General features: G+C 63.5%; 17 protein-coding genes. 6 read left to right on the forward strand and 11 right to left on the reverse strand.

From position 1 onward, the window contains the following. Positions 1-101: IS3 family transposase (locus J1C48_RS12805; protein WP_207258424.1), on the forward strand; the 101-nt coding region annotated here is incomplete at its 5' end. 76 nt (positions 102-177) lie between these two features. Here J1C48_RS12805 and J1C48_RS12810 read toward each other — a convergent pair. The 4 genes from J1C48_RS12810 to J1C48_RS12825 all read right to left on the reverse strand — a co-directional run bounded on the left by J1C48_RS12810 (position 178) and on the right by J1C48_RS12825 (position 3,428). After that, positions 178-693: a cytochrome b gene (locus J1C48_RS12810; protein ID WP_207258257.1), complete on the reverse strand. Its 516-nt coding sequence runs from the start codon at positions 691-693 to the stop codon at positions 178-180. Positions 694-868: 175 nt separating this feature from the next. After that, on the reverse strand, positions 869-1,306 hold the full coding sequence (locus J1C48_RS12815) for an EamA family transporter (protein ID WP_207258258.1): 438 nt from the start codon (positions 1,304-1,306) through the stop codon (positions 869-871). Positions 1,307-1,366: 60 nt separating this feature from the next. Next, entirely contained in the window at positions 1,367-2,764 is a 1,398-nt protein-coding gene (locus J1C48_RS12820; RefSeq protein ID WP_207258259.1) for a sensor histidine kinase, read from the reverse strand. Further along, the gene (locus J1C48_RS12825; protein ID WP_207258260.1) at positions 2,751-3,428 is read right to left on the reverse strand and encodes a winged helix-turn-helix domain-containing protein; all 678 of its coding nucleotides are present in this window, start codon (positions 3,426-3,428) and stop codon (positions 2,751-2,753) included. Before J1C48_RS12825 ends, J1C48_RS12820 begins: the two co-directional genes overlap by 14 nt. Before the next feature lie 310 nt (positions 3,429-3,738). On the opposite strand from J1C48_RS12825, the gene J1C48_RS12830 reads away from it, so the two are divergent. Next, the gene (locus J1C48_RS12830; protein ID WP_207258261.1) at positions 3,739-4,590 is read left to right on the forward strand and encodes an ABC transporter ATP-binding protein; all 852 of its coding nucleotides are present in this window, start codon (positions 3,739-3,741) and stop codon (positions 4,588-4,590) included. 234 nt (positions 4,591-4,824) lie between these two features. Here J1C48_RS12830 and hslU read toward each other — a convergent pair whose 3' ends face one another. Then, positions 4,825-6,129 (reverse strand): ATP-dependent protease ATPase subunit HslU, encoded by a 1,305-nt coding sequence (gene hslU / locus J1C48_RS12835; RefSeq protein ID WP_207258262.1) that lies wholly within the window; start codon positions 6,127-6,129, stop codon positions 4,825-4,827. A 569-nt stretch (positions 6,130-6,698) separates the two neighbouring features. On the opposite strand from hslU, the gene J1C48_RS12840 reads away from it, so the two are divergent. Next, a complete protein-coding gene (locus tag J1C48_RS12840; RefSeq protein ID WP_231081777.1) occupies positions 6,699-7,409 on the forward strand; it encodes a LuxR family transcriptional regulator in 711 nt (236 codons plus the stop codon). Beyond that, positions 7,406-8,032 (forward strand): alpha-ketoglutarate-dependent dioxygenase AlkB, encoded by a 627-nt coding sequence (locus tag J1C48_RS12845; RefSeq protein WP_207258263.1) that lies wholly within the window; start codon positions 7,406-7,408, stop codon positions 8,030-8,032. Before J1C48_RS12840 ends, J1C48_RS12845 begins: the two co-directional genes overlap by 4 nt. Positions 8,033-8,071: 39 nt before the next feature. On the opposite strand, the gene sbmA is transcribed toward J1C48_RS12845, so the two are convergent. The 4 genes from sbmA to hisF form a co-directional block, all read right to left on the reverse strand. Beyond that, complete coding sequence (sbmA, locus tag J1C48_RS12850; RefSeq protein WP_207258264.1) at positions 8,072-9,325, reverse strand: peptide antibiotic transporter SbmA; 1,254 nt, start codon at positions 9,323-9,325, stop codon at positions 8,072-8,074. A 194-nt stretch (positions 9,326-9,519) separates the two neighbouring features. Continuing rightward, positions 9,520-10,479 (reverse strand): type I pantothenate kinase, encoded by a 960-nt coding sequence (coaA, locus tag J1C48_RS12855; RefSeq protein ID WP_207258265.1) that lies wholly within the window; start codon positions 10,477-10,479, stop codon positions 9,520-9,522. Beyond that, positions 10,479-10,811, reverse strand: a complete 333-nt coding sequence (locus tag J1C48_RS12860) for a phosphoribosyl-ATP diphosphatase (RefSeq protein WP_207258266.1) — start codon at positions 10,809-10,811, stop codon at positions 10,479-10,481. The genes coaA and J1C48_RS12860 overlap by 1 nt, the downstream gene beginning before the upstream one ends. A gap of 39 nt (positions 10,812-10,850) precedes the next feature. Next, the gene (gene hisF / locus J1C48_RS12865; RefSeq protein WP_207258267.1) at positions 10,851-11,636 is read right to left on the reverse strand and encodes an imidazole glycerol phosphate synthase subunit HisF; all 786 of its coding nucleotides are present in this window, start codon (positions 11,634-11,636) and stop codon (positions 10,851-10,853) included. 48 nt (positions 11,637-11,684) lie between these two features. Between hisF and J1C48_RS12870 the strand changes: the two genes are divergently transcribed. Then, the gene (locus J1C48_RS12870) at positions 11,685-12,491 is read left to right on the forward strand and encodes a DUF3800 domain-containing protein (protein ID WP_207258268.1); all 807 of its coding nucleotides are present in this window, start codon (positions 11,685-11,687) and stop codon (positions 12,489-12,491) included. Between the two features lie 113 nt (positions 12,492-12,604). On the opposite strand, the gene J1C48_RS12875 is transcribed toward J1C48_RS12870, so the two are convergent. Next, positions 12,605-12,874 (reverse strand): hypothetical protein, encoded by a 270-nt coding sequence (locus tag J1C48_RS12875; RefSeq protein ID WP_207258269.1) that lies wholly within the window; start codon positions 12,872-12,874, stop codon positions 12,605-12,607. Here J1C48_RS12875 and dnaQ point away from each other — a divergent pair. Next, positions 12,873-13,619, forward strand: a complete 747-nt coding sequence (gene dnaQ / locus J1C48_RS12880) for a DNA polymerase III subunit epsilon (protein WP_207258270.1) — start codon at positions 12,873-12,875, stop codon at positions 13,617-13,619. The two genes, J1C48_RS12875 and dnaQ, sit on opposite strands and share 2 nt — an antisense overlap. Here the strand turns inward: dnaQ and J1C48_RS12885 are convergent. Next, positions 13,562-14,944, reverse strand: coding sequence for a cytochrome-c peroxidase (locus J1C48_RS12885; protein ID WP_207258271.1), 1,383 nt, complete (start codon positions 14,942-14,944; stop codon positions 13,562-13,564). The genes dnaQ and J1C48_RS12885 overlap by 58 nt on opposite strands. Positions 14,945-14,948 lie beyond the last annotated feature (4 nt).

Genomic DNA, 14,948 nt, shown 5'->3' on the forward strand with positions numbered 1-14,948 from the left:
TGTTCGATTACATCGAGCGCTTCTACAATCCCCAGCGACGGCACTCGACATTGGGCTATATGAGCCCCGTCGAGTTCGAGGAGAAAGCTATGTTAGCTTAACTGCGTGTCCGAAAAACCGGCAGCAGGCCATTTCGATCGGCGTCAAGTCGCAGCGTTCCTTGGAGATTGGACGGTCTCAGACTGAGTGCCGCACACCGGGAATCATCCGCTTCAAGGCCGGCGAACGGAACCAGAAGTGCTGGGCCAGCGCGCCGAGAATGTGGAGACCGGCCAGCACCAGGAGCGGGGTCCATAAGAAGGCGTGGTAGCCAGCGATGGTGTCATTGCCGGTGAACCAGGCGAGGAGACCAAGGACGGGCATGACGATGAGCAGAGCATAGAGCAGAAAATGAGTGACTTTGGCGAGCATCGTCGACCATTGCGGCTCTTCATCATTGTGGGGCGGTCGACCGACGACGAAGCGGTCGCCAAGGCGGATCAGCGTTGCCGCAAGAATCACGCTGCCGATGACGATGTGGCTATAGCCGAGAGTGGTGGTGAGCTGGTCGGTTATCTTGCCGTCGAGCGTCGCATCCCAGACGTCGCTCATGAATCCGCCTTCGATCCACTGGCCGATGATGAGGAGAACGATGGTCCAGTGCAGGAAGACGTTGAGCCGGCTCCAGCCGGTTGTCGGTGCGGTTTTCAACATGAGGGCAGTCCGGTCTCCTGATTGGCAAGCGGAGACCTTTTGTGCTGTCAGCTCTACCCCTTCATTGCCCCGACTATACGGATCGGTAACCGAACGACATTGTCGTGTCCCGGCGGTTGAATCGGTCTGGACTGCGGCTTGGACGGATGCTGTTTGCGGCCGCGCCGGCGGCGATCTATGTCAGCGTGATCAGCCAGGCGCCAAGCGCAATCAGCGCGACGCCCAGCCAGTTCACCGCGCCGAGCCGCTCGCCGAGAAACGTGGCCCCGAAGATCGCGACGAGGACCACCGACAGCTTGTCGATCGGCGCAACGCGGGCGGCATCGCCAAGCTTCAGAGCGCGAAAATAGCACAGCCAGGACGCTCCCGTGGCAAGCCCCGACAGCGCCAGGAAAACCAGCGAGCGGCCGGGCAACGAGGCCGGCGATCGCCACTGCTTGGTGAAGGCGACGATCAGCGCCAGAAGCGCGACGACGACGAGGGTACGCAGCAGCGTCGCAAGGTCGGAGGGAATGTCGGCGACGCCGACCTTGGCGAGAATCGCCGTCAGCGCGGCGAATATGGCGGCAAGCAGCGCCCAGAACTGCCAGGCACCGGCAAGGGCTGCGACCATCGGCGTGTCTCCCGTTTCACGTCATCGGCGATGATAGGTCTTGCGCCATACCGCGCCGGATTATTTCGCGGCAATGGGCAGCTTGACCGCGACGATCAAGCCCGGCGCGTTGTCGAGCGCCTCGACGGTTCCGCCGTGCAGCTCGGCGATCGCCGCGACAAGAGCGAGGCCGAGACCGCTCCCCGCCGTGGTGCGGCTGCGATCGAGGCGGTAGAGCCGGCGGAAGATTTTTTCCCGTTCCTCGTCCGGAACGCCTGGACCGTCGTCGGCAACCGCCAGGATGGCGCGGGCGCCATCGCAGCGCAGCGTCACGGCGATGTGGCCCGGCGGCGGCACGTGATGGATGGCGTTTTCGACCAGATTGACGAGCAACTGGATCAACAGCTCCTCATCGCCTTCGATGATCACCGGTTCGAGATCGTCGAAGGCAAGCATGTGGCCGACATCGGCCGCGACATCGGCGAAGACGTCGGCGGTCTTGCCGGCGATCGCCGCCAGATCGAGGCGGCGAAAGCGTGAGCGCCGGGTGCCGGCTTCGATCTGAGCAATCCGTAGCAGCGCATGGAACGTGCCGATCGCCGCGTCGCTCTCGGCGATCGCGACGTCGATCGCCGCCTCGTATTCGGCCGCTGTCCGGGGCTTGCGGCGCACCGCGTCGAGCCGCTGGCGCAGCCGCGCGAGCGGGGTGCGCAGGTCGTGGGCGACATCGGTCGAGACCTGTTTCAGGCTCGACAGCAGCGTTTCGATCCGCGCCAGCATGGCGTTGATGTCGGCGGCCAGCCGATCGACCTCGTCGCCGCGCGGCGAGACCGGCAGCCGAAGATCGAGGCGACCCTCGACGATCTGCCGGGTCGTGCCGGCGATTTCGTCCACCCGCCGGGTCGGTCCTCGGGCCACGACGAACCCCCCGACAAGCGCCAGGAGTGCGGTGACGATTCCGCCGATCACCATGGCTTCGAGGATGATCTCCTGGGTTTCGTCGAGGATATGGGAATTGCGGCCGATCATCACCTCATAGGGGCCGATCGTTTCGCCGAGCGCGAAGAGCAGCACCTCGTGATCTTTGTTATGGGCGTCGGCGGCGCGCAGATCGGCGGTCTTGGCGATCACCGCGTGTTTGAGTTTGGTGTCCTGCCAGCCGGGCCGCCACAGCTCGCCGGGAACATTGCCGGCGATGGCGCGGCCGCTTTTGTCGCGCACCAGAAAAAAGCGGTCCTCCGAGGCGGACTCGCTGAGATCGTCGAGCCCGTTGTCGAGAGCTCTCTGGCCGCCGGCGGCGAAGGCGTCCTGCAGCCGGCCCATCTCGTCGCCGACCGACGAGCGCAGGATGCCGGAGAGTTCCGATGAGGCGACCACATAGGTGGTGCCGAAAATGACCAGAACCGAGACGACGAAGAAGGCCGTATAGATCAGCGCGACCCGGAAGGAGATCGAGCGGACTTCCTCAGGCAGGAACATTCAGCATGTATCCCGAACCGCGGATGGTCTTGATCATCTCCTGCTCGAAAGGCCGATCGACCTTCGCGCGCAGGCGGCTGACATGGGTTTCGACGACGTTGGTCTTCGGGTCGAAGTGGAAGTCCCAGACCCGTTCGAGCAGCATGGTGCGGGTCAGCACCCGGCCGCGATTGCGCATCATATATTCGAGCAGGCGAAATTCGCGCGGTTGCAGCTCAATCGTGTGGCCGCCGCGCTTCACCGTCCGGGCGATGAGATTCATCTCCAACTCGCCGACCTTCAGCACTGTCTCCTCCCGCTTCAGCGGCGAGCGGCGGGCGAGCGCGTTCAGCCGTGCCATCAGCTCGGAAAAGGCGAAGGGTTTGACCAGATAGTCGTCGGCCCCGGCTTCCAGCCCCTCCACCCGGTCGTCGAGCCCGGAGACGGAGGTGAGGAAGATCACCGGCGTGTCGCGGCCGGAGGAGCGCAGCGCCTTGACGATCGACAGCCCGTCGAGGCCCGGCAGCATGCGGTCGACGACGATGGCATCGTAGTCGCGGGTGCAGGCAAGCTCCAGCCCGGTCGGCCCGGCGAGCGCGTGATCGGCGTCGTGCCCCTCCTCCTTCAGACCTCCGACCACATAGTCGGCGGTCGCGCCGTCGTCCTCGATCACCAGCACCTTCATCGCAGGCTGTCCTTCTCGATCGTCCTTTTTCTGCGGGCGGAGCCGATCTGCCGGCCCTCGTCGCGGCAGATCGCCGCGGCGCATTGGTTCTCGCTTTGCTTTTCGTTAGCGCAAAGCCGGCGCCGCCGCGATGCCTGCAACTATACGGATCGGTATAGCCTGCCGTCGGTTCAGCCCCGCCTTGCTCGATCCGGCCGGGTGCCGGTCGGCGGACGGATCCTGCAAAATCGCAAAATCCCGCCTTGCCGTCACAGGGCGAAGCGGGCCTTATAAGCATTGGATTTTGCATGCGCATTGGAAGGAGTCGAGGATGCGACCATCGGACCGCTCGGAGCATCCTCAGGGCACGCGTGCTACGGCGCATGAGGGGGCTGCCACCGGCTTGCGCGATCCGGTGATCGCGGCGCGCGGGCTCAACCTCGTCTTTCCGACCGCCGCGGCGCCGGTCCACGCGCTCAAGGATGTCGATCTGTCGATCCATCGCGGCGAGTTCGTGTCGCTGATCGGCCCGTCCGGTTGTGGCAAGACCACCTTGCTGCGGGTGATCGCCGACCTCGAACGGCCGACCGGCGGGACCATCACCGTCAACGGCATGACCCCGGACGAGGCCCGCCGCCAGCGGGCCTATGGCTATGTCTTCCAAGCGGCGGCGCTTTACCCCTGGCGCACGATCGAAAACAACATCGCGCTGCCCCTGGAAATCATGGGCGTCGAGCGGGCCGAACAGCGGCGGCGGATTGAGGCCGGCCTCGATCTCGTCGGCCTGTCGGGTTTCGGCAAGACGTTTCCCTGGCAGCTCTCGGGCGGCATGCAGCAGCGCGCCTCGATCGCCAGGGCGCTGTCCTTCGATCCCGATCTTTTGTTGATGGACGAGCCCTTCGGCGCGCTCGACGAGATCGTCCGCGATCACCTCAATGAAGAGCTGCTGAAGCTCTGGGCGAAGACCGACAAGACCATCGTCTTCGTCACCCATTCGATCCCCGAGGCGGTGTTCCTGTCGACCCGTATCGTGGTGATGAGCCCGAGGCCGGGCCGCATCCACGACATCATCGACTGCGATCTCGGCCGCGAGCGTCCGCTCGACATCCGCGACACGCCGGAATTTCTGCAGATCGCCCACCGGGTGCGCGAGGGCCTGCGCGCCGGGAATGGCGATGAGTGAGGCGCTCGATCACAGTCATCGCCCAAGGCCCTTCATCGAATGTTTCAGCCGGCACAGCCGGGTAGGCCGCCACGGACATGGCGGCCTCGATCGGATCGCCGATGCGCCAGCCACGTCGCCGCCAGTCCCCGCCCGCGATTTCGATAGCCTGGGATGTTTACTTCACCGCCAGGTTGATCGAAATCGCCGTCTCCTCCGTCAGGAGGCCAAGGGATTGAGGCGTCTCCGCCGTCGTCACAAAATATAGCGCGACAGGTCGACGTTCCCCGCAATGCCGTCGAGCGCCTTATGCACATAGGCGGCGTCGACGGTGTAGTGCTCGCCGGCCTTGTCCGGCGCCTCGAAGGAGATGTCGTCGAGGACGCGCTCCATCACCGTCTGCAGGCGCCGCGCGCCGATGTTCTCGACCGAGCCGTTGAGGGCGACGGCGGTATCGGCGATGGCGTCGATGGCGTCGTCGGTGATCTCCAGATCGACGTTTTCGGTCTGCATCAGCGCCACATACTGCTTGATCAGCGAGGCCTCCGTCTCGGTCAGGATGCGGCGGAAGTCCTCCTTGGTCAGTGCCCGCAGCTCCACCCGGATCGGCAGGCGGCCCTGCAGCTCGGGGAGGAGATCCGACGGCTTCGACACATGGAAGGCACCCGACGCGATGAATAGGATGTGGTCGGTCTTGACCGCCCCGTGCTTGGTGGCAACCGTGGTGCCCTCGACCAAGGGCAGGAGATCGCGCTGGACGCCCTCGCGCGAGACGCCGGCAGAGTGCCCGTCCTTTGTCGCGACCTTGTCGATCTCATCCAGAAACACGATGCCGTTGTTCTCGACGGCGGCGATCGCCTCGCGCACCACCTGCTCCTGATCGAGCAGCTTGTCGGATTCCTCGCCGATCAACAGGTCGTAGCTGTCGCGGACGGTGGTGCGGCGCTGCTTGGTCCGCCCTCCACCCATCTTGCCGAACATTTCCGACAGATTGAGAACGCCGATATTGGCACCCGGCATGCCGGGGATCTCCATCCCGCCGAGGGGATTGCCGCTGTCGGCGACCTCGACGTCGATTTCCTTGTCGTCGAGTTCGCCGGCTCTCAGCTTCTTGCGGAAACTGTCGCGGGTCGCCGGCGAGGCGCTCTTGCCGACGAGGGCGTCGAGCACCCGGTCCTCGGCGCCCTGATGTGCCTTGGCCTTGACCTCCTCGCGCTTTTTCTCGCGCACCAGTGCGATGCCGATCTCGACGAGGTCGCGGATGATCTGCTCGACGTCGCGGCCGACATAGCCGACCTCGGTGAATTTGGTCGCCTCGACCTTGATGAAGGGAGCGCCGGCGAGCTTGGCCAGGCGCCGCGAGATTTCGGTCTTGCCGACGCCGGTCGGTCCGATCATCAAAATATTCTTCGGCATCACTTCCTCGCGCAGCGACCCCTCCAGCTGCTGACGGCGCCAGCGGTTGCGCAAGGCGACGGCGACGGCCCGTTTGGCGTCCTTCTGGCCGATAATGTGCCGATCGAGTTCGGAGACGATTTCGCGGGGAGAGAAGTCAGTCATCAAGGTCACTTTTCGTCGTTCGGGCCGGATCGGCCCATCTTCGGTGTCGCCGCCGCCAGAATCCGATCGGCCGTTTCGGCCAGGGGAATCGCCAGGGGGCGTCAGTCTGTCACATTCAAGCTGGAGAGATCCGTCGCCCGAGGCGGATGATCGTCGGGCTTCGATTGGCCTCCAGCCATGCGTTGATGAGACGGATCGCCTGTCTGCCAGCGGTCGCAATTTCGTTAGGACAGGTCGAACCGCTCCTCCGGTTTCGTCCGCCTACATGGGATGGCGGGGATCAAGATGCCAGTGCGAATGTGCCACGGAGCAACGGCGGGGGATTTTAAGTCTTCAAATCGCAATCGAAATGGGGTCACAGTGAATGGCCGATTCGGGATCGGTCGATCAAGCTTTGACTGGTCGCCGCAACCGGCGGCATGGAGCGGTGTCGCGCCGCTTTGACCACCCCATCGTTTCGTCGCCAGCGTATCGCGCGGCATTCGGGACGCCGCACGGCCGCAACGAACGGTGTGTAGCCAGCATGGGCGAACAGAGCACCTGTGACGGATCAAACAGGGGACCGGAACATGAGCGGTGCAGCCGAGTGGCTCTCCGGTTTGAGCGAGCCGTGGTGTGAGGACGAATTGGCCGGGGCGCTGGAGACGGTCGCGGCTCAGCTCGGCTTTTCGCATGTCGCGTCCTTCGCGCTGCCCTCGACCGACGATGTCGGGCTGGCGACGCGGCTGATCCACGGCAATTGGACGACGACCTTCGCCCGGGCCTATGAGGGGCACGGGTTGCACAAGTTCAAGATCGTGCTCGGCACGCTGCGCACCGATCCGATGCCTTTCGTCTGGGATGTCGAGACGCTCTATGGCGCGGACGATCCAGATCCCTCGCCGGCGGCGAAATTTCTGGTCGATGAAGGCTATCACGCCGGCGTTCTTCTGCCGGTCCATGCGCTGACCTCGTTCAACGGCGCGCTGTCCTTTGCCGGGCGCGCGCCCGATCTTGCCGCCGAGACGGTGCGGCAGCTGCATCATTTCGCCTTTGTCTATTTCGCCATGCTGGCGGCGATCCGCTTTGAGGAGAACCGCAAGAACAACCCCTTATCCGGCCGCGAGCGGGACTGTCTGAAGCTCGCCATGCTCGGCAAGACCTCCAGCGAGATCGGCCTCATCCTGTCCCTGTCGGAATATACGGTCTCGCAATATCTGACGGCGGCCCAGCGCAAGATGAACGCCGCCAACCGCACCCACGCGGTCGCGATGGCCGCGCAGCTCGGCTATCTGTCGTGAGCGGACTGCCGGACGGCGCGCGCTATTATCCCGGCTATTTCGATCGCAGCGGCCAGGAGGCGCTGGTGAAGGCGATCCGCGCCGTCGTCGCGGCCGCGCCGCTCTATCGGCCGGTGATGCCGCGCTCCGGCCGGCCGTTTTCGGTGCGCATGACCAATTGCGGATCTCTCGGCTGGGTCGCGGACAAAGCCGGCTATCGCTACCAGCCCCGCCATCCCGTCACCGATGCGCTTTGGCCGGAGATCCCGCCGGTGCTCTTGAGTTTGTGGGCAGCGGTGGCGGACTATCCCCATTCGCCGGAGGCCTGTCTCGTCAATGTCTACGACGAAAGCGCCAAGATGGGGCTGCATCAGGACAAGGACGAGACAGCGCTCGACGCGCCGGTGGTGTCGATTTCGCTCGGCGACGACTGCCGGTTTCGGATCGGCGGTGTGGAGCGCGGCGGCAAGACCGCGTCGTTGCGCCTTGCCTCCGGCGACGTCTTCGTCCTCGGCGGCGCCGCGCGGCTTTGCCACCACGGTGTCGACCGGATCGATCCGCAGACCTCGACGCTTTTGACCAAGGGCGGGCGGATCAATCTGACGCTCCGACGCGTGACGCTGCCGGATGGGCAGCCGGCATAGACCAAGGGTCCGAATCCGGCTGACGTCTTGCCAGCGCGCTTATTGCGCCGGCTCGCCCTGCGCTTCCAGCCAACGCTGGTCGATCGCCGGCAGCGGGTCGTCGTCGATCGTCGCTTCGAACGCTCTCAGGCGCTTATAGATCGACATCAGCTCGACCACCGTTGTCCAGGAATTGATCAGATATTGGAATGAGGAGCTGACTTGCTCGAAGGCGTTGACGATCTGCCGCCACAGGCCAAAGGTGATGGCCCCCGCGACGATCGTCGGCCCAAGCAGGAGCGAGGAGAAGACCGCATCCGCCTGGAGGTAGCCGTAACGGGCGACGTTGAAATAGGCGTAGTGGAAATAGAGCCGGAAATAGTTTCGCCGGACATTGGAAAAGAGCTGCGAGAGCGTCGCCGGCTTGGCGTGATCGGTCGAGTCTTCGCCATAGACCAGCTCTTTGCGATAGGCGGCCTCGACCCGCTGGTTCCTGAACTCCAGGCCCGGCAGCTTGATGCCTGCGATCGCCAGCAGGGCCGTGCCGAAGCTCGCCCACAACAGCGCGGCAAAGACCAGCGAATAGGGAATCTTGCCGACCAGCGGCAATTCCGTGACATGCACCGAAAGGGCGAGGAGGACCGGGAGAAAGGCGATCAGCGTCATCACCGACTGGACGAAGCTGGTGCCGAGATCCTCGGTGGTCGCCGCGAAGCGCATCGTGTCTTCCTGGACGCGCTGGGAGGCGCCTTCGATCAGCCGCAGCTTCGGCCAGTGATCGGTGTAGTAGTCGTTCATCGCGGTGCGCCAGCGGAAGACGTAATGACTGACGAAGAAGTCGACCAGCACCGACACGGTCATGCCGACCAGTGCCAAACCCGCAAACACCCCAAGCTCATGATAAAACTGCGCGAGCGTCACGGCCCGCGTCTTGGTCATCGCGGCTTGCAGCAGATCGTAGAAGGGATTGTACCAAGCGTTGATGGCGACCGTCACTTGAACCTGGAAATAGATCGAGAACAGGATCAAGGCGGAGCCGAGCACCGACCATTTGAGCCAAGGATGGGGCGCGTAGAACCGCCAGAACAGGTAGAACAGCCCCGCAAAGACGGCGTAATAGATGTAGAACCAGAGGAATGGCGCCGTTAAAAACACCATGATGCCGATGACCGGCCGGGCGCCGGCAGGGTTGACGAAGCCGAGCGCCGCTCCGATTGCTTCCCCGAGGGTGTACCAGCCGGCGATAGCGATACCGGTCCAGATCAGGACCGAAATGAAAAACAGCTTCGGCTTGGGGAAGAACGAGACGAACATGACGGAGGTTTTCTCCTGAAAACGGTCGGGCCAGCGATGTGGCCGGCGACGACGGTTCGGCCGTCGCCTCGGGACTGACGATCCTCTCTACGCGGGCGATGGCGCGCAATGCTTGTGAAATCTTGGTCATGTGCGCCGGCGCGCCAGAGCGAAATGTCGCTCCGGCTGTAGGCCGTCCGGCCGCGACAGCCGGCCTACAGCTTTCGCAATGCCACTTGGTCGATCAGATGATCGGAGCTTTTGCGCAGGATCAGATCGGCGCGGGGCCGGGTCGGCAGGATGTTCTCGTGGAGATTCTTGGCGTTGATCGCGGCCCACAGATCTTCGGCGATCGCCACGGCTTCGGCCTCGGAGACCTTGGAATAGCGGTGAAAGAACGAGCCCGCCTCGCGGAAGGCGGTTTCCCGAAGGCTCATGAAGCGTTCGATATACCAGCGCCGGATGTCGTTTTCCTCGGCGTCGATATAGATCGAGATGTCGAAAAAATCCGAGACGAACGGGATGGCGTTGCCGTCCTTCGGCATCTCGCGTACCTGCAGGACGTTCAGCCCCTCGAAGATCAGGATGTCCGGCCGGTCGACAACGACGGTTTTGCCGGGCATCACGTCATAGACGAAATGCGAATAGACCGGCGCCTCGACCTTGGCCCGCCCGGCCTTGATGTCGGACAAAAAGCGCAAGATCTTGCCGACGTCGTAGCTTTCAGGAAAGCCTTTTCGGCGCATCAGCCCGTCGGCTTCGAGGACGGCGTTGGGATAGAGAAAGCCGTCGGTGGTGACGAGATCGACCTTCGGCGAGGACGGCCAGCGGGCGAGCAGCTCCTTCAAGATGCGCGCCGTCGTCGACTTGCCGACCGCCACCGAGCCGGCGATGCCGATGATGAACGGTGTCTTCTGCCCCGCCCCATTGCCGGAGAGGAAGCGCTGGCGCTGGCGGAACAGCAGCTGCGAGGACTCCACATGGGCGGAGATCAGCCGCGAGACGGCGAGGTAGATGCGCGCGACCTCGTCGAGGTCGATCGGATCGCCGAGGGAGCGCAGGCGCGCGACTTCGTCCTCGGTCAGGGTCAGCGGCGTGTCGGCGCGAAATCTTGCCCATTCGGCCGCCGAAAAAACCCGGTAGGGCGAATATTTCACCGGCGCGAGTTGGTCCATCAGTCGCCTGCCTGTTTCGGCCGGCCGGCTTTTTCTTCAAGGCCGGTCTGCGCCGTGCGGCGGGCGAGCTCGGCCATCACGGCAGACAGCGGCACCTGCTTGAGATGCAGCAGCACGAGGAGGTGATACAGGAGATCGGCGCTCTCGGAGGTCAGCCGCGCCGCGTCTTCGCTGGTGGCGGCGATGATCGTCTCCACCGCCTCTTCGCCGAGCTTTTTGGCGGTGTGGCCGATGCCCTTACGCATCAAGGTCGCGGTGTAGGAGGCGGCGTCACCGGAGCGGCTGCGTGCCGCGACGATCGTCTCGAGATCCTCCAGAGTAAAATCACTCATGTCTGCCCTTTCCCCATGCACCAGCCGCAATGCCAGACCTCACCGGGTCTTGTCGAGGCGCATCGGAATCCCCGCGGCGACCATATGGGCCTTCGCTTCGGCGATGGTGTGGGTTTGAAAGTGGAAGATCGAGGCGGCGAGAACCGCGGCGGCATGGCCGTCGCGCACGCCCGCGACCAGATGATCCAGCGTGCCGACGCCGCCCGAGGCGATCACCGGCACATGGACGGCATCGGCGACGGCGCGGGTCAATTCGATGTCGAAGCCGGCCTTGGTGCCGTCCCGGTCCATCGAGGTCAAAAGGATTTCACCGGCACCGTTGTCGACCACTTTTCGCGCAAAGTCGACGGCGTCGATGCCCGTCGCCTGGCGGCCGCCATGGGTAAAGATTTCCCAGCGCGGTGCGGCGCCGTCTTCGCTCACCCGCCGCGCGTCGATGGCGACGACGACGCATTGATCGCCGAACTTGTCGGCGGCCTCGGCGACGAAGTCCGGTCGTTTGACCGCCGCGGTGTTGATCGACACCTTGTCGGCGCCGGCGAGCAGCAGCTTGCGCACGTCGTCGACCGTGCGCACCCCGCCGCCGACGGTGACCGGCATGAAACATTGCTCGGCGGTTTGAGCGACCACGTCGAAAATCGTCTCGCGATCGTCGGAGGAGGCGGTGATGTCGAGGAAGCAGAGCTCGTCCGCCCCCGCCGCATCATAGGCCCGTGCCGCTTCGACCGGATCGCCGGCATCGCGCAGGCCCTCGAAATTGACGCCCTTGACCACACGGCCGTCCTTGACGTCGAGGCAGGGGATAATGCGGGCTTTCAGGGTCATGGAGTCTACGATACGTTGTTCAAAGCTGTCTGATGCAGAGTTTTGATCGTGGCCTCACCGGCGTTCTCGGATTTCGTCTTTTATGCCGACGAGAGCGGTGATCATTCCCTTGCATCCCTCGATGCGGCCTATCCGATCTTCTGTTTAACGCTCTGCGTGTTCGAGAAGAAGGCCTATGCGCGATCTGTCGTACCGGCGTTTCAGGCGCTGAAGTTCAGATATTTTGGTCATGATACGGTGGTTCTGCATGAGCGCGAACTTCGCAAGCAGATCAACGACTTTCATATCCTGACCGACAGAGGTCTGCGGGAGAGTTTCACCACCGATCTCACTGCCGTGATGAAAGACGCTCGCTTTCGGATTATCGCATGTGTCATCGAAAAACGGCGGATCAGCGCGGATCTCTTTCCTGAGCACCCCTATCACATATCTCTCAAGATCTGTCTGGAATGCGCTTACCACTTTCTTCGTAACAAAGGCCAGGTTGATCGGATCACCCATTTCATCTTCGAGCGCCGAGGTCCCAAAGAGGATAAGGAGCTGGAGTTGGAATTTTTGCGGATCGCGGCCGGACAGAATGACCTTGGACGCCGTCTTGACAATTTTCGGCTCGTGCTCGCCGACAAGAAGATCAATTCGACGGGCATGCAGGTCGCTGATCTCGTTGCGAGACCGATTGGGCTCCACATTCTGCGGCCCGCGCAGCCCAATCGCGCTTTTTCGGCGGTTTCGGCGAAGTACTTCGGTGTCCGAGTTGCCGCCTATGCGAAACGCGGCATTCACGTTCTAAAAAGCGAAAGGCCTCGGATCACTCCAAGGCCTGACGCCGACCGGGAACCCCCAATCCATTTGTAGAAAAAATAGGAACATATGCCAAATAGTCAACAAATTTGTTGACTTGTAGAAAAAACTGAGTCCGCAGAATCACTTAGCGATCGCGCGTGCAAACTTGCGACAGCCACGTTGCGCTAGAGTGATTCGCCGGCATCGATATTCGAGGTGGCCATCGTCCGATAGAGATCGGCCAGGCGGAGCCTGATCCCGAGGCCGGCGAGGTCGACGATGCTGTCCTGTCCGACGATCATCTCGGCTTGCCATGTGCGGCCTGTGGCTCGGCGGTCCTTGGCACGACCATAGCCGATCGCGATGGGCTGTGGAATGAGAGGGCAACCGGGCGTCGCGGCTTGCCCCGCGGTTTGGCTTTTGCGACGGAGAAACCCAGCGAGGAGAGCCACCATGCGCGAGATCGTCTTCGATACGGAAACCACCGGCCTCGATCCGAGCGTCGAGCGGGTGATTGAGATCGGCGGCGTCGAATTGTGGAACCACATTCCGACCGGCCGCGAATATCACGTCTTCATCCGGCCGGACGGGCGCAAGGTCGATCCGGCGGCCTTCGACGTGCACGGCATTTCCGACGCGTTTCTGGCCGACAAGCCGCTGTTTTCCGAGGTGATCGACGAGTTTCTGGCGTTTTTTTCCGAAGGCCGGCTGATCGCCCATAACGCCGCCTTCGATATTCGCTTCTTGAATGCCGAACTCGGCCGTCTGGGTCATCCGCCGATCGAGCCCGAGCGGGTGGTCGATACGCTGCCGATGGCGCGGCGGAAATTCCCGATGGCGCCGGCGACCCTCGACGCGCTCTGCTCGCGCTTTTCGATCGATACCTCGCGCAGAGACAAGCACGGCGCCTTGCTCGATTCACAGCTTCTCGCCGAGGTCTATATCGAGTTGATCGGCGGCCGGCAGGCGGCGCTCGGCCTGGTCTTTGGCGGGGACGAGCAGGATGGCATGGGCGAGGGCGCGAACGGGCAACGCCGGATCGCCGCGCGCCCGGTGCCTTTGACGCCGCGATTGACGGCGGACGAGCGCGCCCGTCATCTGGCCTTCGTCGAGAGCCTTGGCGAGGAGGCGATCTGGCGGCGCTACTTGCCGGCGTCTGCCGCCGAAGCCGACGCCAAAACCGAGGCCGGCGGTGTGTAGCCGTCGGTCAGCGTTTTCAAAAAAGCGACGACATCGGCGATTTCGGCATCGTTGAGCGCCGGCTTGTCGCTGCGTTTGGCATTGAGCGGCGGATCGATGCGGTCGAGATTCGGCCAGTATTTTCGCGGCAGGTCGTTATAGAGCGCGAGCTTGCCGTCCGGGCCTTTCGGGTAGATCTTTTCCGGTCTCGTCTCGCGGTCCATGTAGAAGCGCACCACGTCGGTCAGATTGTCGTAGATCCCGTTGTGGAAGAACACCGGGCGGGTGGCGACATTGCGCAGCGTCGGTGTCTTGAACAGCCCGCAATTGGCCACCTGCTGGGCATAGGCATCGTGGCGCGACGGGCCGCAAATGCCAAGATCGTAATAGGCGGGATCGGCATTGGCCGGAATCTTCGGATTGCGCGGCAGGCCCAGCGCTTCATACTCGTAGTCGGTGAAGACCGGCATCGTGCCGTCTTTCCCCATCGTATCGAGATGGCAGGCGGCGCAATCACCCTTCTTTTCGTCGTCGAAAAGCTTCAAGCCTCGCGCTTCCTGGGGCGACAGTTTCACCTTCCCGCGCAGATAGGCATCATATTTGCTGGTGAAGGGATGGAAGCTCGTGTCCTCGAACTCATAGCGGGCAAAGGCGAATTCCGCTTCGGCGAACGCCCGCCCGGGATCTTTGAAGACGTTTGAGCCGAACAGTTGCTCGAAGGTCTTGGCATAGGGCCGCGCCTTGAGGCGCGTCAGGAAATCGGCCTTGGTTGCGTTCGCCATCTCGTTTGGCGCCAGCAGCGGCCCGGCCGGCTGCTCCTGCAGCGTGTCGGCCCGGCCATCCCAGAAGAAGCCGCCCTGCGGCACCTGATCGGCGGCGTTGGAGTTCGCCTTGCCGCCGGCGGTGGGGGTTCCGGAAAGCGGGCCGACGAGTGGCGTCGCCGGCTTGTCGGTGGGAGCCGCAACGACCGTGGCCGGTCCCTCGATTTCTCCGGCGGGCTCCGGTCCGATCGAAAAGGGTGGCGTCAGGTTCATGTAGGTGAGCGACGGGATGGTTCGCGTCCCGGCGCGGTCAAGATGGGCACCGCCGATGAAGACGGGGCTTTTCCCCGACGGGCCGTAATGATTGGCCGGGTCGTGGCAGCTGGAACAGGCGAGCTTGCCGGAGCCGGACAGGGCGGTATCGAAGAACATCTGGCGTCCGAGAAGAGCGACGGCGCCGAGGGTGTCGGCGCCGTCGCCCGTCACCCCTTTCACCGGCGCCGCGTGGCCGAGGGACATCCCCGTCGCTGCGACCCCGACAAAGACGGCTCCTGCGACCGCGACGGCGGTGAAAAGGCGGTTCATGGGA

The sequence above is a fragment of the Jiella flava genome, assembly GCF_017349315.1.
Lineage (GTDB): Bacteria > Pseudomonadota > Alphaproteobacteria > Rhizobiales > Rhizobiaceae > Jiella > Jiella flava.

Bases quoted from the DNA above. Each gene is read 5' to 3' on its own strand.
- J1C48_RS12810 (WP_207258257.1), bottom strand. From the start codon at position 693: ATGTTGAAAACCGCACCGACAACCGGCTGGAGCCGGCTCAACGTCTTC.
- J1C48_RS12815 (WP_207258258.1), bottom strand. From the start codon at position 1,306: ATGGTCGCAGCCCTTGCCGGTGCCTGGCAGTTCTGGGCGCTGCTTGCC.
- J1C48_RS12820 (WP_207258259.1), bottom strand. From the start codon at position 2,764: ATGTTCCTGCCTGAGGAAGTCCGCTCGATCTCCTTCCGGGTCGCGCTG.
- J1C48_RS12825 (WP_207258260.1), bottom strand. From the start codon at position 3,428: ATGAAGGTGCTGGTGATCGAGGACGACGGCGCGACCGCCGACTATGTG.
- J1C48_RS12830 (WP_207258261.1), top strand. From the start codon at position 3,739: ATGCGACCATCGGACCGCTCGGAGCATCCTCAGGGCACGCGTGCTACG.
- hslU (WP_207258262.1), bottom strand. From the start codon at position 6,129: ATGACTGACTTCTCTCCCCGCGAAATCGTCTCCGAACTCGATCGGCAC.
- J1C48_RS12840 (WP_231081777.1), top strand. From the start codon at position 6,699: ATGAGCGGTGCAGCCGAGTGGCTCTCCGGTTTGAGCGAGCCGTGGTGT.
- sbmA (WP_207258264.1), bottom strand. From the start codon at position 9,325: ATGTTCGTCTCGTTCTTCCCCAAGCCGAAGCTGTTTTTCATTTCGGTC.
- coaA (WP_207258265.1), bottom strand. From the start codon at position 10,479: ATGGACCAACTCGCGCCGGTGAAATATTCGCCCTACCGGGTTTTTTCG.
- J1C48_RS12860 (WP_207258266.1), bottom strand. From the start codon at position 10,811: ATGAGTGATTTTACTCTGGAGGATCTCGAGACGATCGTCGCGGCACGC.
- hisF (WP_207258267.1), bottom strand. From the start codon at position 11,636: ATGACCCTGAAAGCCCGCATTATCCCCTGCCTCGACGTCAAGGACGGC.
- dnaQ (WP_207258270.1), top strand. From the start codon at position 12,873: ATGCGCGAGATCGTCTTCGATACGGAAACCACCGGCCTCGATCCGAGC.
- J1C48_RS12875 (WP_207258269.1), bottom strand. From the start codon at position 12,874: ATGGTGGCTCTCCTCGCTGGGTTTCTCCGTCGCAAAAGCCAAACCGCG.
- J1C48_RS12885 (WP_207258271.1), bottom strand. From the start codon at position 14,944: ATGAACCGCCTTTTCACCGCCGTCGCGGTCGCAGGAGCCGTCTTTGTC.